This window comes from Pseudomonas sp. HD57-3, assembly GCF_056113135.1.
Genome location: NZ_CM148568.1, coordinates 4,869,039 through 4,889,318 on the forward strand (window position 1 = coordinate 4,869,039; position 20,280 = coordinate 4,889,318).

A 20,280-nucleotide genomic window follows, 5' to 3' on the forward strand; every position below is an offset into this window, starting at 1 on the left:
ACCTTGATTCGCCGCCCTGGCTGCCCGGGCCTATTCTTCAACCATGTACCAAACATGGATCGAGGAGCAGCAACATGGGCAAACGTCACCCCAACCTTCCCGCGTGGCAATGGCGCGCGTACCCGAACAACCATCAGCACCCGACCAATCTGGTGCTGCACCTGATTGCCGTGCCGCTGTTCATCGTCGCGTTTCTGTTGATCGTCTCGGGTGTGTTCAGCCTGAGTCTGGCCAGCGTGGCGATCGGCGTGATCGGCATCATCGCGGCGCTGGGTTTGCAGCGTCACGGCCACAGCCTGGAGGCGCAAGCCTCCGAGCCGTTCAGTGATCGCAAGGACGCCGTCTCGCGTCTGCTGGTCGAGCAGTTCCTGACGTTTCCGCGGTTCTTCCTCAGTGGCGGCTGGTATCGCGCCTGGCGTGAACGCCATCGCCGCCATTGAGTCAGGCGAAGATCGTCACCGTCTGCCGACTCATGGCAATCAGTTCACCCTTCGCGCTCCACAGCTTGGCGGCGACATGGCCGTAACCGTCAGCCGCATACTCGATGTCCGCCAGGTATTGGCAAAAATCCAGCGTACTCAAATCCCGTAACGGCTGAACGAATTCGATGGTCCAGGTCAGCGTACTGCCCGGTGCCGGTTTCTTCAGGTACGGCAACAGCGCGGGCGGCCAGGCATCGACCAGCGCCAGCAGGTGTGCCTCGTTCACCGGCTCTTCCTTCACATCCCCACGCAGGCGCACCCAGCCGCCCATCAGCCGCGATTGAGTGCCGGTGAACGGCATGCCGCCGACACTCCAGCGCATCGCCAGATGACGCATGAACTCCGGGGTTACGCCTTTGATGTAAGGCAGTTCCTGGCAATCGTCCCAGTGTTTCATCTCCGGCGCCGGATAGGCTTCAACCGCCACTTCCGAAGGCCGCGAAGCCCCGAAGCTGCCTTGCACCATCGTCACCACCTGACCGTTCTGCACCGCACGCCCCAGCACCTGGCTGACCGCTTTGCCTTCGCGCAGTACCTCGACTTCAAAACTCACCGGCACTTCGGGCTCGACCGGGCCGACGAAGGTGATCGCTAGCGAACGCACCGGCCGATCGGTCGGAACCTTGGTGCGCATCACTTCAAATTGCAGCGCAGCCACCAACCCGCCAAAACTGGCACGGCCCTGCCCCCACTCCGCCGGAATCGTGACCTCCGGTTGACGACGGACAGCATCGATCAGATCGCAAAAGCGCATGGAAACCTCGGACACGAAAAAGGGAATGACCGGATCTTAACCAGCGCGGCAGAGCGGCGCAGCGTCCATTCCGGTCAAAGAGACTGACAGATAAGACAGCGCTGCTGCGCGCCAGCGGGTTTCAGGACTTGAAGCAGGCCGCGCTGAGTTTTTCCAGCACCCGGTCGGCCTTGATTTCGGCCTTGGCCATGGTCGCCTGCCAGGTGGCGACGCAGGGTTGCAGATCCGGCTCCTGCGCGGCGCGGGCCAGCCATTGCCAGCAATCGTGCCAGTCACCGAGGGCGCCTTGTGCGGATTTCAAACGGGGCAATGCGGCTTTCGGCAAACGATCCAGTTCAGGGTAAGCCTCGATGCCGTAACGCACGCGCTTGATCAGCAGGCGCAGGCGATGACGATCGTGGGCCGGATCGTGCAGCGCCACGTCGAGGTTTTTCCATTGTTTGCCCAGACGTTTTTCGATGCGCTTGTCCAGACGCTTGAGTAATCCCTGGCGCTGGGACGCGCGCAGAAAACGCGGAAAGGCGTCGAGGATCATCAGCAGCGACGCTACTTCCGCGCTAGCCGCCAGCGTCGGGTAAGCCTCGGCCATCTGCGCCATTCGGCGCTGCGCGGCTTCCGGCTGGTCATGTTTGATCAGCCAGGCCGCCAGCACCTCGCGGTCACGCCACGGAGTGGTCAGTTGCCCGACGCTGGCTGCCGCGCTTTCCAGTTGTTCGACACCGGGCAAGCCGCGCAACGGTCGTAGCAGACTGCGCAACCGCCGCACGGTGGTGCGCAGATCGTGCAGCGCTTCAGGGTCGGTGCGCCCGGTCATACGGGCCTGACAGGCCAGCAGCCGCACTTCGAGGCTCAGGACGTGGGCCACCAGCCGATCAACCAACGCAGACATCGCTTGCTCCTGAATTCAATGGCTTTGCGCGAGTGTGCGCCGGCGCAAGCGACCTGCCCTTGCGCCACGTCAGCAGCTTAGCGCCCGGCGCGGGATTCGCGAATGTAGAAACGCGCCTTTTCGGCTTTCTTGGTGCAGCCTTCGAACCCTTCGAATTGCTGCTGGGTTTTGGCTGCCGTCAACAGCGACAGCGCCTTGGAATAGCTGACGGTGCCGGCAAACCCTTCGGCTTTCGCCAGATCCAGTTCATGCCACGCCGCGTCGAGCTGGCTGCCGCAGCTGTCGCGGTAAGCGGTCTTGCCGGCGCAACCGGCCAATGCCAGCGCCATCAACGGCACACAGATCCAGGCTTTCATCACTCACACCTCAAAGATAGGTCAACAGTCGTGCAGGTAAGACGGTGCGGCAGCGAAAAAGTGCCTTGTGTCCCGCAATTGCACCGCACTGCAAAAGATAACGCCGACAGGTCATGAAGTATCGAAAAAACGACGCCATCGCCGCCCGAGCGACCCTGGCAATTGTCGCCCGGCCCTCGATGGGTGCATTGTGGAACCTTGCCGGGAGGAAGTCGGATGAAAAAGCGTGTCGCACTGGTGCTGGGCTCCGGTGGCGCCCGGGGCTATGCCCATATCGGGGTCATTGAAGAGATTGAACGACGGGGCTATGACATCAGTTGTATTGCCGGCTGTTCAATGGGGGCCGTGGTCGGCGGAATCTACGCCGCCGGCAAGCTTGACGAGTACCGCAACTGGATCGAAAGCCTGGATTACCTCGACGTACTGCGCCTGGTGGACGTGAGCTTCCGTCTCGGCGCGATCCGCGGCGAAAAAGTCTTCGGCCAGATCCGCAAGATCGTCGGCGAGATCAACATCGAAGACCTGCGCATCCCCTACACGGCGGTGGCCGCCGACCTCACCAATCAACAGGAAATCTGGTTCCAGGAAGGTTGCCTGCATCAGGCAATGCGCGCCTCGGCGGCGATTCCCAGCCTGTTCACCCCGGTGATGCAAGGCAACCGGATGCTGGTGGACGGCGGCATTCTCAACCCGTTGCCGATCGTGCCGGTGGTGTCGAGCCACTGCGATCTGATCATCGCGGTCAATCTCAACTCGACCAACCAGCGCCATTACAAACTGCCGGTGATCCAGCGCCCCGCCGCGTTCCGCACGCGCTTCGACAGCCTGATCAATTCGTTGGGCTCGAAGATGCCGTTCCGCCGCAAACAGGCCGAGCAACTGCTGATGCTGGAACAGGAAGCGCTGCGCGCCGAAGCGGCGGACATCAATCCGTGGGTCGAAGGCGCCGAACCGGAAACCCAGCAACCGGCCGCCGCCCCTGAGCGCGACGGCGCGCCGAAGTCCGCCACCGGTTCGTTCATCATCGATAACGTCGGGCCGGCGTCACTGCTGGACTTGATCAACCAGAGTTTCGAGGTGATGCAGACCTCGCTGGCGCAGTACAAGATCGCCGGGTATCCGCCGGACATCCTGATCAACGTGCCGAAGCGGGTGTGCCGGTTCTTCGAGTTCTACAAGGCGCCGGAACTGATCGCGCTGGGTCGCGAGATCGCCCGGGATACGCTGGATCGCTACGAGAGCGAGCAGAACTAAAGACTGCTCTCGCTCAACAACCGATAACCGACACCCGCCTCGGTCACGATAAAGCGTGGCCGGGTCGGATCGTCTGCCAGCTTCTGCCGCAGATGCCCGACCACGATCCGCAGGTAGTGACTGTCCTCGGTGTGGGTCGGACCCCAGATGTCCTTGAGCAATTGCTGCTGGGTGATCACCCGCCCCGGATGCCGCGCCAGTTGCGCCAGCACCGCGTACTCCTTGCGGGTCAGAGCGACTTCGACGCCGTCGAGCAACACCCGGCGATACGCCAGGTCCACGGTCAGCGGGCCGAAATTCAACGCGGCCTGCTGCGCTTCCCCGGCAGGTGCCTGACGTAGCAATGCGCGGACCCGAGCGAGAAATTCCTGAATGCCGAACGGCTTGGTGACGTAGTCATTGGCGCCGCCATCCAGTGCCTGGACTTTCTGCCCTTCGCTGGCGCGCACCGACAGCACCAGCACCGGCGCCGTGGCCCACTCGCGAAACTCGCGCAGCACTTGCTGGCCGTCCATGTCCGGCAGGCCGAGGTCGAGCACCAGCAGATCCGGCTTGTTCAGCGCCGCCTGGGCCAGGCCCTCGGCGCCGGTGCCGGCCTCCAGCACTTTGTAGCCCTGGGAAGCGAGGCTGATGCGCAGGAACTTGCGGATCTGCGGTTCGTCATCGATGACCAAAATGGTCGCGGTCTGGCTCATGAATTCACATCAACACAATAGAGTGGCAAGAGAGTAGCGCAGCGCGGATCAGGCTTCACCGTCCATCCCCGGTTGCGTCTGCAACGGCAGGTGCAGGGTGATGCAGGTGCCGCGTCCGTCGATGCCGTCGCCGACACTGATCCGCCCGCCATGGGCGCCGACCATGCCCTGACAGATCGCCAGCCCCAGCCCCGTGCCCTGCCCGCCCCGGTCACCTCGGGCGGCGGTGTAGAACATGTCGAAAATCTTCGCCCGCTCATCGACCGGAATCCCCGGCCCTTCATCGCTGACCGAGAAAAACACTTCGCTGTCATCCGCCCCGGCGCGCAATTGCAGACGCCCGTGGGACGGCGAGAATCGGGCGGCGTTTTCCAGCACGTTGACCAGCGCCTGCTCGATCAGCGCCGCATGCACGAACAACAGTGGCAATTCGGCTGGCACATCGGTCGCGACCTGCAATGACGACAACACCGCCCGCAGACGATTGAGCGCACTGCCGACGATGTCCGCTGGCGACACCCAGTCCCGCGCCAGCTTCAGGGCGCCGTGGCCGAGACGGGTCATGTCCAGCAGGTTCTGGATGTAGCGGTCGAGACGTTCGGCTTCATCGCGGGTGCCTTCGAGCAACTCGCGGCGATCCTCCAGCGGGATCGCTTCGCCGAGGGCCAGCAGGCTGTCGATGCTGCCGCGCATCGAGGTTAGCGGCGTGCGCAGATCGTGGGACACCGAGGCCAGCAAGGCGCTGCGCAGTTGTTCGGTTTCGCCGTGCAGGCGCGCGGCTTCCAGGTCATCGGCCAGTTGCGCACGGGCCAATGCTTGAGCCAAAGGCTGGCTCAACGCGGTCAGCAAGCGACGGCGCTGGCCGCTCAGGGTCTGGCCCTCTTTGGCGCACACACCGAGCAACGCCAGCGGCCCGTCCTCCACCGACAGCGGCCACCACCACCAGCGGCCGAACGGCAACGTGCCGGTGCCCATGCCCGCCGGCTGATCGTGTTGCCAGGCCCAGTCGGCGGCGGCGCGTTCGGATTCAGTGAATTGCAGCGGCCCGCCGGTTTCGACTTTCCAGCCGCCCTGCCCGTCACGATTGAGCAGGCACAGTTGCAAATCGCTCCAGCCATTGAGGTGCTGCGCAGCGGCGCTGACCACGGCCTGGCGGTCGGTGGCGGCAGTGAGTTTGCGCGACAGGTCGAGCAGTTCGGTGGTTTCTTCCTGGGTATCGCGCAGTGCCTGCAATTGCCGCCGCTGACGCGCCGCGAGATTGCCGGTGAGCGCCGCCATCAGCAGGAAGAACAGCAAGGTCAGCACGTCTTCTTCGCGCTGGATGCTGAAGGAGAAATTCGGCGGAATGAACAGAAAGTCATAGGTCAGAAACGACAACGCCGCACAGGCCAGCGCCGGGCCGAGACTGCTGCGCACCGCCACCAGCAACACCGCCGCAAGGAACACCAGCGAGATGTTCGGCAACGGCAGCACACTGGACACCGCCCAGGCCAGCGCACTGGCCAACAGCGTGGCGACCAGCGCCAACGCATAGTCGAACCACACCAGCGTCGGCGCTACACGTGGGCGCGGCTGATGCTGTTCCTGATCACTGTCCAGCACGTTGATTTCCAGACCATGGGCCTGACGCAGCAAACGCGCCGCCAGCCCACCACCGAACAGACGCCTGCGCAGACGTGGTCGCGACTGGCCGACCAGCACCAGACTCGCCCGACGTTCAGCGGCATGCTGGATCAGGGTTTTCGCCACTTCGCCGGCCCGCAGCAACACCACTTCGCCACCGAGGCGTTCGGCCAGTTGCTGGGCGCTTTGCAGGCGCAGACGCGATTGCTCGTCACGCACTCTGCCGTTGTCGACGTGCACCAGACTCCACGGCAAATGCCGACGCTGGGCAACCCGACTGGCGTGACGCACCAGCCGTTCAGCCTGGGCATCGCCATCGACCCCGACTAGCAAACGACCGCGCACCGCCGGCGCGGCCTGGCCGAGTTGGCGATAGCCCTGAGCGAGATCGTTATCGACCTGCGCGGCAGCGGTCTGCATTGCCAGTTCGCGCAGCGCGGTGAGGTTGGTCTGGGTGAAAAACGCATCAATCGCGGCGCGCGCCTGCTCCGGCACATAGACCTTGCCTTCGCGCAGACGCTCGAGCAGTTCGCGGGGCGGCAGGTCGATCAGCAGCAGTTCGTAGGCTTCCTGCAACACCCAGTCCGGCAGGGTTTCGCGTACCTGCACACCGGTGATGCCACGCACCTGATCGTTGAGACTTTCCAGGTGCTGGACGTTGACCGTGGTGTACACGTCGATGCCGGCGGCAAGCAGTTCCTGAATGTCCTGCCAGCGTTTGGCGTGGCGACTGCCGGGGGCGTTGCTGTGGGCGAGTTCGTCGACCAGCACAAGCTTCGGCTTGGCGGCGAGCAGGCCGTCGAGGTCCATTTCTTCGAGCGTCACGCCACGATATTCCGAGCGCACCAGCGGCAGTTGCGGCAGGCCGCCAAGCAGCGCTTCGGTTTCGGCGCGGCCGTGGGTTTCGACCACCCCGGCGATGACTTTCACACCCTGGCGCAACTGGCTGTGGGCCGCCTGCAACATCGCGTAGGTCTTGCCCACGCCCGGCGCTGCGCCGAGGAAAACCTTGAGCCGGCCGCGTCCATCGCGGGGCAAGTCTGCTAACAGCGCGTCGGCGCGGCCGGAGTCACTCATGCTTGAAGCTCTCTCTTCCTGATGTGATCGCGATTCACAACTTTTCCAGCGCCATGTTCAGCGCCAGCACATTCACCACTGGCGGGCCTACCAGCGGCTGTTCGATGTGCGTGTCGAGCAGTTGCTGCAGAGTCGCCACCGGCAAATTGCGCGCTGCCGCGACACGCGCCAGTTGATAGGCAATCGCGGCCGGTGGCAAGTGCGGATCGAGACCGCTGCCGGAGGTGGTCAGCATCGCCAACGGCACCGGGCCCTGACCGGGCACCTGCAACTTGTTGGCGTCATCGATTACCCGAGTGGCCAGCGCCGGATTGCTTGGCGACAGGTTGCTCGCACTGCTCGACACGGTTGCAAAGGCACCGGCTGATGGACGTGGATGGAACCAGGCATCGCCGACAAAATCCTGAGCGATCAGCGACGAGCCGCGCACCTTGCCTTCGGCATCCCGCACCAGGCTGCCGTTGGCCTGCTCGGGGAAGGCGACTTGCGCGACGCCCGTAACTACCAGCGGATAGGCAACGCCGGTGACCAGGGTCATCAGCACCAGCAGGCTCAGGGCCGGACGTAACATTGTGGACATTTCAAAATCCTCGAATTCGTGCTTGAAGCGGTGTGCCCGGCACACCGCTGTTCAGGTTCAAACCAGATGCAACGCCGTCAACAGCATGTCGATCGCCTTGATCCCCACGAACGGCACCAGAATCCCGCCCAGGCCATAGATCAGCAGATTGCGACGCAGCAGCGCCGCCGCACTCGCCGCCTGCACGCGCACGCCACGCAGGGCCAGCGGAATCAGCACCACGATAATCAAAGCGTTGAACACGATGGCCGACAGGATCGCGCTCTGCGGGCTGCTCAAATGCATGATGTTCAGCACGCCCAGTTGCGGGTAGATCGCCGCGAACAACGCCGGCAGGATCGCGAAGTACTTGGCCACGTCGTTGGCGATGGAAAAGGTCGTCAGCGCGCCGCGAGTCACCAGCAATTCCTTGCCGATCTGCACCACGTCCAGCAGTTTGGTCGGGTCGCTGTCGAGGTCGACCATGTTGGCCGCTTCACGCGCGGCTTGTGTGCCGTCGTTCATCGCCATGCCGACGTCAGCCTGGGCCAGCGCCGGGGCATCGTTGGCGCCGTCGCCGCACATGGCTACCAGACGACCGTCGTTCTGCTCGTGACGGATGCGCGCCAGTTTTTTCTCCGGTGTCGCTTCGGCCAGCACGTCGTCGACGCCTGCTTCAGCGGCGATCGCGGCAGCGGTCAGCGGGTTGTCACCGGTAACCATCACCGTGCGAATCCCCAGCTTGCGCAGCTCGGCGAAACGCTCGCGGATGCCCGGCTTGACCACGTCTTTGAGGTGGATCGCACCGAGCAGTTTGCCGTCGGCGCAAACCAGCAACGGGGTGCCGCCGCTCTGAGCGATCTTGTCGATTTCCCGGGACAGCGCCGGGGCCAGATCCTTGCGTTGCTGACCGAGGAAGGCCAGCAGCGAATCCACCGCGCCCTTGCGGAATACACGGCCCTGATAGTCGACACCGGACAAGCGGGTTTCGGCACTGAACGGTACGGCAGTCAGGGTTTCCGGCGCCGGTTCCGGCTGTGGATTGGTGCCACGCAGGTACTCGACGATGGACTTGCCTTCGGCAGTTTCATCAGCCAGCGAAGCGAACAGCGCGCCTTCGGCCAGCTCACGGGCATTCACGCCCGGCGCGGCATATACCGCGCTGCAACGACGGTTGCCGAAAGTGATGGTGCCGGTCTTGTCCAGCAGCAACACGTGCACGTCACCCGCCGCTTCCACTGCACGACCGGACTTGGCGATCACGTTCAGACGCACCAGGCGATCCATCCCGGCAATACCGATCGCCGACAGCAGACCGCCGATGGTGGTCGGAATCAGCGTGACCAATAACGCCACCAGGAACACCAGCGGCAGGCTGCCGTTGGCGAAGTGGGCGAACGGCTGCAGGGTCACGACCACCAGCAGGAAGATCAGGGTCAGGCCGATCAGCAGGATATCCAGCGCGACTTCGTTCGGGGTCTTCTGGCGTTTGGCACCTTCGACCAGCGCGATCATCCGATCCAGAGTCGATTCACCAGGGTTAGCGGTGATCTTCACCAGCAACCAGTCGGACACCAGTCGAGTGTTGCCGGTGACAGCGGAACGGTCGCCACCGGACTCGCGGATCACCGGCGCCGATTCACCGGTGATCGCCGCTTCGTTGACCGCCGCGATGCCTTCGATGACCTCGCCGTCACCGGGGATCATTTCCCCCGCTTCGACGCGCACCACATCACCCTTGCGCAGGCTGGTGGCCGGCACGACCTGGAAGCTGCCGTTGGCCAGTTTGCGGCGGGCGCTGAGGCCTTCACTGCCGGCCTTGAGGCTGTCGGCGCGGGCCTTGCCGCGACCTTCGGCGAGCGCTTCGGCGAAGTTGGCGAACAGCACGGTGAACCACAGCCACAACGCGATTTGCGCGGCAACGAAAGTCGGCACGCTGCTGTCGGGAATGAAGCACAGCACGGTGGTCAGGATCGCCGTCAGTTCGACCACCAGCATCACCGGCGAGCGCTGCAACTGTCGCGGATCGAGCTTGACGAACGCTTGCACCAGCGCCGGACGCCACAGGGCGCTGATCGCGGTTTTCGCTTGTTCCGGCGCCTTGACGGCGGCGGGTTTGATTGCGGGCATATTCATCATCAGCTCCTTAGAAGCCCATGCTCAGGTGTTCAGCGATAGGGCCCAATGCAAGGGTCGGCAAGAAGGTCAGGCCGCCCACCAGCAAAATGGTCACGGTCAACAGGGTCACGAACAGCGGACCGTGGGTCGGGAAGCTGTTCTGGCCAATCGGTGCGGTTTTCTTCATCGCCAGGCTGCCGGCCAGGGCCAGTACCGGGAGGATGTAACCGAAGCGGCCGATCAACATGCCCAGGCCGAGCATCAGGTTGTGGAACGCGGTGTTGGCGCCGAAGCCGCCGAACGCCGAACCGTTGTTGGCACTGGCCGAGGTGTAGGCGTAGAGCAGTTGGCTGAAACCGTGCGGGCCGGGGTTGCTCACCGCCGCCACCGGGCCGGGCAGGCTCGCGGCAATCGCGCCGAGCACCAGCACGCCGACCGGCATCACCAGCAGGGTGACGACCAGCAATTGCACTTCACGGGCCTGGAGTTTCTTGCCGAGGTATTCCGGGGTGCGACCGATCATCAGGCCGGCGAGGAACACCGCGATCAGCACGTTCAGCAACATGCCGTAGAGCCCCGCGCCGACGCCGCCGAAGATCACTTCGCCGACCATCATGTTGACCAGCGCGACCATGCCGCTGAGCGGGTTGAGGCTGTCATGCATGCCGTTGACCGAACCGTTCGACGCCGCCGTGGTGGTCACCGACCAGAGCACAGTGGCGGTGGTGCCGAAGCGCGCTTCCTTGCCTTCCAGCGGCGCGGTCTGCTCGACTGCGACATTGTTCAAGGCAGGGTTAGGTTGATACTCGGCCCACAGCGAAGTGGCGCCGCCGATGATGAACAGCGCGAGCATGCAGCCGATGATGGCGCGGCTCTGACGCAGATCCTTCACGTAGTGGCCGAAGGTGAAAACCAGCGCCACCGGGATCAGGATGATCGAGGCGACTTCGAACAGGTTGCTCCACGCGGTCGGGTTCTCGAACGGATGCGCCGAGTTGACGCCGAAAAAACCACCGCCGTTGGTGCCCAGTTGCTTGATCGCAATCTGGCTGGCGGCCGGGCCGAGCGGGATGACTTGGTCAACGCCCTGCATCGTCACAGCATTCACGTATTGCGCGAAGGTCTGCGGCACGCCCTGCCACACCAGGTACAGCGCCAGCAGCAGGCACAGCGGCAGCAGGCCGTAGAGGGTGGCGCGGGTCATGTCGACCCAGAAGTTACCGAGAGTCTTGGTGGATTTGCGCCCGATGCCACGGCACAACGCTACCAGCACGGCGAGGCCGGTGGCGGCGCTGACGAAGTTCTGCACGGTGAGGCCGACCATCTGGCTCAGGTAGCTGAGCGACGCTTCGCCGCTGTAGGCCTGCCAGTTGGTGTTGGTCATGAAGCTGACGGCGGTGTTGAACGCGAGTGTCCACTCCTGACCCGGCAGGTTTTGCGGGTTCAGCGGCAGGTGATCCTGGAACAGCAGGATCGCGAACAGCAGCAGGAAACCGGCGAGGTTGAACGCCAGCAGCGCCAGCGTGTATTTCTGCCAGCTCTGTTCATCCTGCGGATTAACCCCGGCGATGCGGTAACAGCCGCGCTCGACCGGGCCGAGAATCGGCGTCAGCCAGGTGCGCTGACCCTCCATCACCTTGTAATAGAAGCGCCCGAGGAACGGCGCCGGCAGCAAGACCACCGCGAAGAATGCGAGGATCAGCCAATAGTCATAACTGTGCATAGCCGCTCCTAAGTCCGATCCGCGCGCAACAGCGCAACCAACAGATAAATGAACAGCCCCACTGCCAGCAGCAGTGACACCCCGTCCAGAACGCTCATGGAAGATCTCCGTGTTACGGCGTATTGCCGCGTGTGGAGGCATTGTCGGAAAGGAGGCTGTAAAGGAACGAGAGCGAGGGTGCGCGCGGGGCATAAAGAAAGCGTAAAGAGTGGGTTTATGCCTTCTTTACGACGGCATCCGGCTGGCGGCGCACCTGACTGGCGCACAAAAAAGAAGCCATCAAGCCGCGAACATCCCCGATACGACAGCTTTCAGCCCATTACGACCCGCCAATACAAAATGGCACGCCCACTGCACACGCCCTTCCCCGAGCTTTCCAAACCGTTCAGGGAGCAAACGCATGAACACACAACTCAAACCCACGCTGGGCACGTTGCACCTGTGGGGCATCGCGGTGGGGCTGGTGATTTCCGGGGAGTATTTCGGCTGGAGTTATGGCTGGGGCGTCGCGGGAACACTGGGCTTTCTGGTGACCTCGTTCATGGTCGCGACCATGTACACCTGTTTCATTTTCAGCTTCACCGAACTGACCACGGCGATCCCCCACGCGGGAGGGCCGTTTGCCTACAGTCGCCGCGCCTTCGGTGAAAAAGGCGGATTGATCGCCGGACTGGCAACGCTGATCGAATTCGTCTTCGCCCCGCCGGCGATTGCCTTGGCGATTGGTGCGTACCTGAACGTGCAGTTTCCGGCCCTCGATCCGAAACACGCGGCGGTCGGCGCGTACATCGTGTTCATGGGGCTGAACATTCTCGGTGTGAAACTGGCCGCGACCTTCGAGTTGATCGTCTGCGTCCTGGCCGTCGCCGAGCTGTTGGTGTTCATGGGCGTGGTCGCACCGGCCTTCAGCTTCAGCAACTTTGCCCTCAACGGCTGGGCCGGCTCGGACATCTTCGGCGCTCCGGCGATTGCCGGGATGTTCGCGGCGATTCCGTTTGCGATCTGGTTTTTCCTCGCCATCGAAGGCGCGGCCATGGCCGCCGAAGAAGCCAAGGACCCGAAACGCACGATTCCCAAGGCCTACATCAGCGGCATTCTGACTTTGGTGTTGCTGGCGATGGGCGTGATGTTCTTCGCCGGTGGCGTCGGCGACTGGCGCACCCTGTCGAACATCAACGACCCGCTGCCACAGGCGATGAAAACCGTGGTCGGCGACAATTCCGGCTGGCTGCACATGCTGGTGTGGATCGGCCTGTTCGGGCTGGTGGCGAGTTTCCACGGGATCATTCTCGGCTACTCGCGGCAGTTCTTCGCCCTCGCCCGCGCCGGTTATCTGCCCGCCACGCTGGCGAAGCTGTCGCGCTTTCAAACCCCGCACCGCGCCATCATCGCCGGCGGCGTGATCGGTATCGCGGCGATCTACAGTGACGGCCTGATCAACCTCGGCGGCATGACCCTCACTGCCGCGATGATCACCATGGCCGTTTTCGGGGCGATCGTGATGTACATCATGAGCATGCTCAGCCTGTTCAAACTGCGTAAATCCGAACCCAATCTGGAGCGCACCTTCCGCGCGCCGTGCTATCCGCTGATTCCATTGATCGCACTGGTGCTGGCCGTGGTGTGCCTGGTGGCGATGGCCTGGTTCAATGCGCTGATCGGGCTGATCTTTCTCGGCTTCATGGCGGTCGGTTTCGGCTACTTCCTGTTGACCGGCCAATTGCGCGCCAACGCCCCGGCAGACGCGATGCTCACCGGCCTGTAAACCGCGACGGGCATAACCGGCCTAGAATGGAACCACTGCGAATGCACTTCGCTCAAAGTGGTATGCAGCGTTGCACGGCGAAACCCTCGCCCGTCGACCTGCCTTTAAGGAGAGCCGTTATGCCCTGGTATGCCTGGTTGATTCTGGTCGTTGCAATCGGCTCGATCGTCGGCGGTCTGATGATGTTGCGTGACACCGCCAACAAGGTCGAACTGACCGATGAACAACGCAAGCGCGTCGCTGAACGCAATGCCGAAGCGGACATCAAGGACGCGCAGGACCGCTGAACGAAAAACCCCGCCTGAATCGGCGGGGTTTGTTTTTTTGTGGCGATTACTTTTCCCACTCGGCCTTGGCGATGTGCAAGCCATGCAGGCCTTTGTACGCCGCACGTTCCGGCTGGCTCCAGCCTTCGAGCAGCGCATCATCCAGACGATAGATTTCCACACCGAGCGGGCGGCACACGGTCAGCGGATCCTGTGCGTCCGGCCCCCACATCGCCAAAGACAAGTCACCACCCGGACAGGTCGACAACGCGCACAGCAAGTCGATTTCGGCGAAGAACTCCAGATAATCGCCCTTCTGTGCCGGGCAGGCCTTCATGAAATACAGGTCATCGTGATTCAGGCCGGTGCACTGGAAGATGTTCAGCACGTCATGCACATCGAACTCGGTGAGGCCATGGGGCAACACGGCGCGGGTCAGGTTGGAATGGCAGTGATGATGGAAATCCTCGCCGGTGAGCATTTTGTTCACATAGGGATCGCAACGCGTGCCGAGCAAATCGTGCAGACGCCCACCGTGCTCGTCGATGCCATAGTCGGCCAGGCTGTCATCGGTGATGGTCACCAGAGGTCGCAGAAAAGGCAGGTTCGACCACAACCGGTCATGAGTGCTGACATGCGCGCCCTGCAGCTGCCGGGTGCGCGCCGCCCACATCCGTTCACGTGGATCGTGTGCGTTCCACACATTGAAATCGCCCACCTGGGGCCCGACCGGTGTGGTGACACGAAACACATGCCCGGCCGGCACGTGCCAGGCACGCCCGGTGCGGATCGGCACTTCGAATTGTTCGATCAGCGTGCGCCCGTCCTTGCGGTCGCGAATCCGTTCGTAGAAAGGTGTATTGACCTGTAACGCCGAGCCTTTGCTGACCTGATAGGCGGCCGGGTAGTCTTTGTACATGATTCTCCTGCTCCTCAAGTGATGGCAACTTTGCAAGCCGCAACCACTATCCGTGCCAACCGAGGATGGCTGTTACGAACATGTCGGAGTCACCGGCCGTTTTTTTAGAAGTAGAAGTACAGTCACCATTCAATTTGCATTGGTTAAGATGGCGATCTTGTTGCGGAGAGTTTAAATGCGTTACTCGCAGGATCATAAAGCCCAGACCCATCAGCGCATCATCAAGGAAGCGTCCGAGCGGTTTCGCAAGGACGGCATTGGTGCGACCGGTCTGCAACCATTGATGAAGGCGCTGGGCCTGACCCATGGCGGCTTTTATTCGCATTTCAAATCGAAAGACGACCTGGTGGAGAAAGCTCTGCAGGCAGCCGGTGATCAGGTTGCGGGGCTCTGTGCCGAACTCTTCGCTCAAGAAAAACCGCTGGAAGCCTTCATCGACACTTATCTGTCCGAGTGGCACCAGACCACGCCGCATGAAGGCTGCCCGCTGCTGACCATTTCATCGGAGCTGGGGTTGCGCGGCCAGCCGAGCCCGACCAGCGACGAAGTACTCAAGGCGCGCCTGGATCAGATCGAAGGCACCCTTGAAGGAGAGAACGCCGCCGAACGCAGCATCGTCATCATGGCGACACTGGCCGGGGCGCTCCTGCTGTCACGCAGTGTCGCGGATCCTGAATTTGCGCAGCAGATCCTCGACGTCACCCGCGAACATCTCAAACGCTCGGAAGACTAAGCCTGCCAGCGCTTGAACAGCACGCTGGCATTGACCCCGCCGAAGCCGAACCCGTTGGACAGCGCATACTCGATCGGCATCGAACGCGCCTGACCGTGGACGATGTCCACGCCTTCGCTGGCCGGATCGGGATTCTCCAGGTTGAGGGTAGGCGGAACGATCTGATCGCGGATCGCCAACAGCGTGAAGATTGCTTCCAGACCTCCCGCCGCGCCGAGCAGATGCCCCGTCGCGGATTTGGTCGAGGTGACGGCGATTGCGTTTTGCGCACCAAACACCGACTTGATTGCAGCCAACTCACCGAGGTCGCCCACCGGCGTCGAAGTCGCATGGGCGTTCAGATGCTGCACCTGATCCGGCGTGATGCCGGCCTGGACCAGCGCCAGAGTCATCGCCCGCCGAGCACCACTGCCGTCCTCCGGCCCGGCGGTCAGGTGATAGGCGTCAGCGCTGGTGCCGTAGCCGACCAGTTCGACCAACGGCTGCGCGCCACGCGCCAGCGCATGCTCCAGCGACTCGATCACCAGCAGCCCGGCACCCTCGCCCATCACGAAACCGTCCCTGCCGCTGTCGAACGGACGCGAGGCGCGTTCAGGCGTGTCGTTGTAGCCGCTGGACAAGGCCCGCGCCGCCGCAAAGCCGGCGAGGCTTACTCGATCGATTGATGCCTCGGCACCGCCGCACACCGCGATGTCGGCCTCACCGGCACGAATCAATCGAGCGGCGTCACCGATCGCCTGCACGCCGGCGGCACACGCGGTGACCGGCGCACCAAGCGGACCCTTGAGACCGTGCTGGATCGAAACATGCCCCGCCGCCAGGTTGACCAGAAACGAGGGAATGGTGAACGGCGACAAGCGTCGCGGGCCACGGCTGTCGGTGGTGCGCACCGCATCGGCGATCGCACCGAACCCGCCGACACCGGAGCCGATGATGGTCGCGGTGCGCTCCTGAGCGTGGGATTCGGTCGGGTGCCAGCCGGCCTGTTCGAGCGCCTGCCGCGCAGCTTCCATCGCGAACAGAATGAAACGGTCCATTTTCTTCTGTTCTTTGGGCGGTGTGGCGCGATCCGGATCGAAACCCGCTTCGGCGTCCTCCTCGATCGTTGGCACCACGCCACCGACCCGGGTCGGCAGATCGGCAATCACCGCGTCCGGCAGGTTCCGCAATCCCGAACGCCCGGCCAACAGGCGCTGCCAGACGACTTCGACACCGCTTCCCAAGGGCGATACCAGGCCCATACCCGTGACAACTACTCGACGCTGATCCATATCGGGTTGACCTCTCGTGACTCAAAAGACTTTTACTTGTAACGGCTGGCTGCCGAGCTGTGGGACAGATTGGGCGCCATCACATGACGGGCGGCGACGAAGGCTTGCCACTCGCCCGCATCGGGCAGCGAAGGAATCGTGACGAGCTCGCCCTGATCCAGACCGGACAGCGCGGCATCGACCATCTCGCCGGCCTCCATGACCATCTCAGCCGGAATGCCGCTGGCGTCAAAACCGGAGCGCTCCCAGATTTCGGTGCGGGTCACACCGGGCAATACCGCTTGCACCTTGACCCCGGTGCCTTCGAGCTCGGTATTGAGCGATTGAGTCAGGCTCAACACGTAAGCCTTGCTGGCGCTGTAGGTGGCGTTGAAACGTTCGGGGAACAGGGCGACCACCGACGCAATGTTGATGATCGTGCCGCGCCCGGCACTGGTGAATGCCGCAGCAGCAGCTGAAGCCAGTCGGGTCAGCGTTGTGACGTTCAGCTGGATCAGTTTCTCCAGCTCATCCAGGTCAGCATTGGCCAGCAATCCATTAACCGCTACGCCCGCATTGTTGACCAGCAGGCTGATACTGGAATCGCTGCGCAGGCGCTGCTCAAGCTTGAGTACTTCATCCTTTTGCGTCAGATCGGCCTTCAGCACTTCGACCCGAACGCCATGTGCGTCCCGCAGTTTGCTGGCCGCGGACTCCAGACGCTCCTGATCGCGAGCGACCAGCAACAGATCAAAACCACGTGCCGCCAACCGCTCGGCATACACCGCACCGATGCCGGAAGAAGCGCCAGTGACCAGCGCAGTGCCTTGGGATTTCGGGGAATTCATGACGATACTCCTGGAATGCGTGAGGTATGAGCGACCGCTGAAAAGCAGAGGGCTTCAGTGGCGACCGAAATTATTATAGGCATAATCTGAAACCAATATGATAGCCGTAATTTTCTATTTTCCGACGGAAAGGCTGTAGCCCTCCTGCAACGCTTGAAGGAAGCGGGAAGCAAAAAGGGCCGGTCAATGACCGGCCCCTTGGCGTTGAACAATCAGCTTAGTTCACTTCCAGCTTGTCGCGATTGCGATCCAGGATCGCCTTGCCGATCCCCTTCACTTCCAGCAGCTCATCCACGGACGCAAACGGCCCGTTTGTTTCACGATAAGCAACAATCGCTTTCGCCTTGGCCTCGCCCACGCCTGCCAGTTCCTTTTGCAGAGTGGCCGCGTCGGCACCGTTCAGATCGACCTTCTGATTTTCAGAAGTGGCTGAGGCGTCCATCACCACGGGTGCCTTGTTCGCTTCGGGAGAAGCCAGAGGCGCAGCAATGGCGGCAATCGAGGCGCTGGTCAGCAAGGCAAAAATCAGGGAGTAGAAATATCCGGTACGCATAAGTGACGCTCCATCATCAATTGAGAAAGCAGCTTTTCCGAAGCTGCTCTCCAAACTTAGGCGATGATGGGAGCCTGTCAAAAACGCGTCCGTTACAGGATGTGAAACAATCAGGGTTCGAGGCGGCGCTGTTGATGAATCCAGTCGACGATCTCACCGTCGGGGGTATAGCCGCTGACGGTTTCACGCAGAAGCTGGCGGACCCGAGAGTAATCATCCGCGTCCACCGCAGCGAGCAGTTCACCCAAACGTATTTTCAACACATCCCAGGGCAAGTGATCCTCACTGGCGGTCATGATCATCGGATGCGGCGTCGCGGCAACGTTGTCGCCAATCAGCAGTTCTTCATAGAGCTTTTCACCGGGGCGCAAACCCGTGAACTCGATGGAAATATCGCCCTGTGGATTACGTTCGGAACGAATGCTCAAACCGGACAGATGAATCATTTTCTCGGCCAGCTCGACGATTCTCACCGGCTCCCCCATGTCCAGCACAAACACATCGCCGCCCTGCCCCATGGAGCCCGCCTGAATCACCAGTTGGGCGGCTTCCGGGATCGTCATGAAGTAGCGGGTGATTTTTGGGTGGGTGACCGTCAGCGGGCCGCCGGACTTGATCTGACTGTGAAACAGCGGGATCACCGAGCCGGACGAACCCAGTACATTGCCAAAGCGGACCATCGTGAAACGGGTCTTGTTGACACGGGAAACATTGGCCTTGTCGCCGAACAGCACCGGAGCCACTTCCCGACTCAGAGCCTGGAGGGTCAACTCTGCCAGACGCTTGGTACTGCCCATGACATTGGTCGGGCGAACAGCCTTGTCGGTCGAGATCAGTACAAAGTTCGAAACACCGGACTGCAACGCCGCTTGCGCCGTGTTGAGCGTGCCGATCACGTTGTTCAACACACCCTCGGCAATGTTGTGTTCAACCATCGGTACATGCTTGTAGGCCGCTGCGTGATAAACCGTGTCGACCTTCCACGTCTTCATGACCTCCAGCAGTTTGTCTGGATGGCGGATGGAACCGAGGATCGGCAGCAGTCGAACCGGGGTCGATTCCAGGCAGCCACGCTGTTCCAGCTCCGAGAGAATGCTGTACAGATTGAACTCGCTATGTTCAAAGAGCAGCAGCGTGGTCGGTCCGAGGGCGAAAATCTGTCGACACAGTTCCGCTCCGATTGACCCGCCAGCTCCTGTCACCATAACGATCTTGTTTTTGATACACCGTTCCAGCAGGTCGGGTTGCGCAGGGACGGAATCGCGACCCAGCAAGTCGGCGATGTCCACTTCCTGAATATCCTCGACCTTAACGCGTCCACTGGCAAGATCGGTGAAATTCGGAACACTGCGTACATGCAGCGGAAAGCCTTCCAGGATATTGAGGATCTCCCGGCGCCGGGCCCGAGTGGAAGACGGGAGTGCCAGAAGGATTTCCTGAGCACCGGTGACATCGATCATCTGCTGGATGTGCTTGGGCTTGTAAACCTGAAGACCGGAAATCGATCGATCCGAAATGCCTGGATCGTCATCGATAAACGCCACCGGACGCATCACCCGACCCATGCGAAGCGCGGCGACAAGCTGATTGCCGGCGACACCGGCACCGTAGACGGCCACTTTGGTCAGACCGTCGTCACGACTGGTGAATGGAACATATTGCGCGGCCGTAAACCAGTCGCCCATGAAATATTGCCGCAGACACAGCCGCAGGCCGCCGATGATGACCATGCTCAACCACCAATAGTTGAAGATGATCGATCGCGGCACTACGGACTCGTGATTGCTGTACCAGAAAACCACCACAGCCAGCAGCAATGATGACAGGCTTACAGCCTTGACTATCACGATCAGCGCATCGTTGCCGAAGTAACGCATGACAGCGCGATACATGCCGAAGCGGATGAAGAATGGAATAGCGATAACCGGTGCACTAGCAAATAGCCATATATGCGCTTTGATCGGGTTGTACATGTCATCAATGCCCAATCGAACTATGAACGACAGCCAGAGAGCGACCCATACTAATACGACATCGGTTAACACCTGCAACAAACGCTTCTGTTTGCGAGGCAAACCGAGCAACACCGTCCGCACTTTATCCATTCCCAAATCAGAGCACGCGGCTCCCTCCTTCAGCAGTCGAGGTTGGGCATTGTACCCCCAATACTTGAACCATCAGCGGATTACTTGATCTGAAAGCCGCCGCCCGGAGGCGGGTCGATGGGGATTTACCGATACAGAACGAGCAATTTATAGGGACCATGGCTACAATCCGCCTACCGAAAATGTAAAAACTCTTGGATTGACGGGTGATGATAAGCCCCATGCTGCCGATAGACTCTATCGACGCACGACACAGATCAGACAAGCAGGGAAAATGGAACTTATCCCGCTCCGCCAAGGCGTCTGATCCA

19 protein-coding genes are annotated in these 20,280 nt (G+C 61.8%); 5 read left to right on the forward strand and 14 right to left on the reverse strand.

The window, feature by feature from the left end:
* Positions 1 to 74 precede the first annotated feature (74 nt).
* On the forward strand, positions 75 to 440 hold the full coding sequence (locus AC0R79_RS21980; protein WP_039770492.1) for an Mpo1-like protein: 366 nt from the start codon (positions 75 to 77) through the stop codon (positions 438 to 440).
* Between the two features lies 1 nt (position 441).
* Here AC0R79_RS21980 and AC0R79_RS21985 read toward each other — a convergent pair whose 3' ends face one another.
* The 3 genes from AC0R79_RS21985 to AC0R79_RS21995 all read right to left on the reverse strand — a co-directional run bounded on the left by AC0R79_RS21985 (position 442) and on the right by AC0R79_RS21995 (position 2,481).
* Complete coding sequence (locus AC0R79_RS21985; RefSeq protein WP_474731688.1) at positions 442 to 1,236, reverse strand: acyl-CoA thioesterase; 795 nt, start codon at positions 1,234 to 1,236, stop codon at positions 442 to 444.
* Positions 1,237 to 1,357: 121 nt separating this feature from the next.
* Positions 1,358 to 2,125, reverse strand: coding sequence for a CHAD domain-containing protein (locus AC0R79_RS21990; protein ID WP_474731689.1), 768 nt, complete (start codon positions 2,123 to 2,125; stop codon positions 1,358 to 1,360).
* A gap of 77 nt (positions 2,126 to 2,202) precedes the next feature.
* Positions 2,203 to 2,481, reverse strand: a complete 279-nt coding sequence (locus AC0R79_RS21995) for a hypothetical protein (RefSeq protein ID WP_007950948.1) — start codon at positions 2,479 to 2,481, stop codon at positions 2,203 to 2,205.
* 216 nt (positions 2,482 to 2,697) lie between these two features.
* Here AC0R79_RS21995 and AC0R79_RS22000 point away from each other — a divergent pair, with 216 nt between their 5' ends.
* Entirely contained in the window at positions 2,698 to 3,735 is a 1,038-nt protein-coding gene (locus tag AC0R79_RS22000; RefSeq protein WP_085607182.1) for a patatin-like phospholipase family protein, read from the forward strand.
* On the opposite strand, the gene AC0R79_RS22005 is transcribed toward AC0R79_RS22000, so the two are convergent.
* From AC0R79_RS22005 to kdpF, 6 genes are read right to left on the reverse strand one after another with little or no spacing between them, the layout of a single operon-like run.
* Positions 3,732 to 4,430: a response regulator gene (locus AC0R79_RS22005; protein WP_039770498.1), complete on the reverse strand. Its 699-nt coding sequence runs from the start codon at positions 4,428 to 4,430 to the stop codon at positions 3,732 to 3,734. The genes AC0R79_RS22000 and AC0R79_RS22005 overlap by 4 nt on opposite strands.
* A 48-nt stretch (positions 4,431 to 4,478) precedes the next feature.
* Positions 4,479 to 7,130: a DUF4118 domain-containing protein gene (locus AC0R79_RS22010; protein WP_474731692.1), complete on the reverse strand. Its 2,652-nt coding sequence runs from the start codon at positions 7,128 to 7,130 to the stop codon at positions 4,479 to 4,481.
* Between the two features lie 34 nt (positions 7,131 to 7,164).
* A complete protein-coding gene (gene kdpC / locus AC0R79_RS22015) occupies positions 7,165 to 7,710 on the reverse strand; it encodes a potassium-transporting ATPase subunit KdpC (RefSeq protein WP_474731694.1) in 546 nt (181 codons plus the stop codon).
* Positions 7,711 to 7,767: 57 nt separating this feature from the next.
* Entirely contained in the window at positions 7,768 to 9,825 is a 2,058-nt protein-coding gene (gene kdpB / locus AC0R79_RS22020) for a potassium-transporting ATPase subunit KdpB (protein ID WP_127799204.1), read from the reverse strand.
* Positions 9,826 to 9,835: 10 nt separating this feature from the next.
* Positions 9,836 to 11,530 carry a potassium-transporting ATPase subunit KdpA gene (kdpA, locus tag AC0R79_RS22025; RefSeq protein WP_039770510.1) on the reverse strand — a complete coding sequence of 565 codons (1,695 nt, stop codon included), beginning with the start codon at positions 11,528 to 11,530 and terminating at the stop codon, positions 9,836 to 9,838.
* 8 nt (positions 11,531 to 11,538) lie between these two features.
* Positions 11,539 to 11,628 carry a K(+)-transporting ATPase subunit F gene (kdpF, locus tag AC0R79_RS22030; RefSeq protein WP_007950940.1) on the reverse strand — a complete coding sequence of 30 codons (90 nt, stop codon included), beginning with the start codon at positions 11,626 to 11,628 and terminating at the stop codon, positions 11,539 to 11,541.
* Positions 11,629 to 11,930: 302 nt separating this feature from the next.
* Between kdpF and eat the strand changes: the two genes are divergently transcribed.
* On the forward strand, positions 11,931 to 13,295 hold the full coding sequence (eat, locus tag AC0R79_RS22035) for an ethanolamine permease (protein ID WP_127799206.1): 1,365 nt from the start codon (positions 11,931 to 11,933) through the stop codon (positions 13,293 to 13,295).
* A gap of 119 nt (positions 13,296 to 13,414) precedes the next feature.
* A complete protein-coding gene (locus tag AC0R79_RS22040; RefSeq protein WP_007950938.1) occupies positions 13,415 to 13,582 on the forward strand; it encodes a DUF2897 family protein in 168 nt (55 codons plus the stop codon).
* A gap of 46 nt (positions 13,583 to 13,628) precedes the next feature.
* Here the strand turns inward: AC0R79_RS22040 and AC0R79_RS22045 are convergent, their stop codons facing one another.
* On the reverse strand, positions 13,629 to 14,480 hold the full coding sequence (locus AC0R79_RS22045; RefSeq protein WP_085607190.1) for an urea carboxylase-associated family protein: 852 nt from the start codon (positions 14,478 to 14,480) through the stop codon (positions 13,629 to 13,631).
* A 175-nt stretch (positions 14,481 to 14,655) separates the two neighbouring features.
* Between AC0R79_RS22045 and AC0R79_RS22050 the strand changes: the two genes are divergently transcribed.
* Entirely contained in the window at positions 14,656 to 15,213 is a 558-nt protein-coding gene (locus AC0R79_RS22050) for a TetR/AcrR family transcriptional regulator (protein ID WP_127799208.1), read from the forward strand.
* Here AC0R79_RS22050 and fabF read toward each other — a convergent pair.
* The 4 genes from fabF to AC0R79_RS22070 all read right to left on the reverse strand — a co-directional run bounded on the left by fabF (position 15,210) and on the right by AC0R79_RS22070 (position 19,969).
* Entirely contained in the window at positions 15,210 to 16,484 is a 1,275-nt protein-coding gene (gene fabF, locus AC0R79_RS22055) for a beta-ketoacyl-ACP synthase II (RefSeq protein ID WP_127799210.1), read from the reverse strand. The genes AC0R79_RS22050 and fabF overlap by 4 nt on opposite strands.
* A 32-nt stretch (positions 16,485 to 16,516) precedes the next feature.
* On the reverse strand, positions 16,517 to 17,311 hold the full coding sequence (locus AC0R79_RS22060; protein WP_127799212.1) for an SDR family NAD(P)-dependent oxidoreductase: 795 nt from the start codon (positions 17,309 to 17,311) through the stop codon (positions 16,517 to 16,519).
* 217 nt (positions 17,312 to 17,528) lie between these two features.
* The gene (locus AC0R79_RS22065; RefSeq protein WP_127800949.1) at positions 17,529 to 17,864 is read right to left on the reverse strand and encodes a ComEA family DNA-binding protein; all 336 of its coding nucleotides are present in this window, start codon (positions 17,862 to 17,864) and stop codon (positions 17,529 to 17,531) included.
* Positions 17,865 to 17,974: 110 nt separating this feature from the next.
* On the reverse strand, positions 17,975 to 19,969 hold the full coding sequence (locus AC0R79_RS22070) for a polysaccharide biosynthesis protein (RefSeq protein WP_474731698.1): 1,995 nt from the start codon (positions 19,967 to 19,969) through the stop codon (positions 17,975 to 17,977).
* Positions 19,970 to 20,280 lie beyond the last annotated feature (311 nt).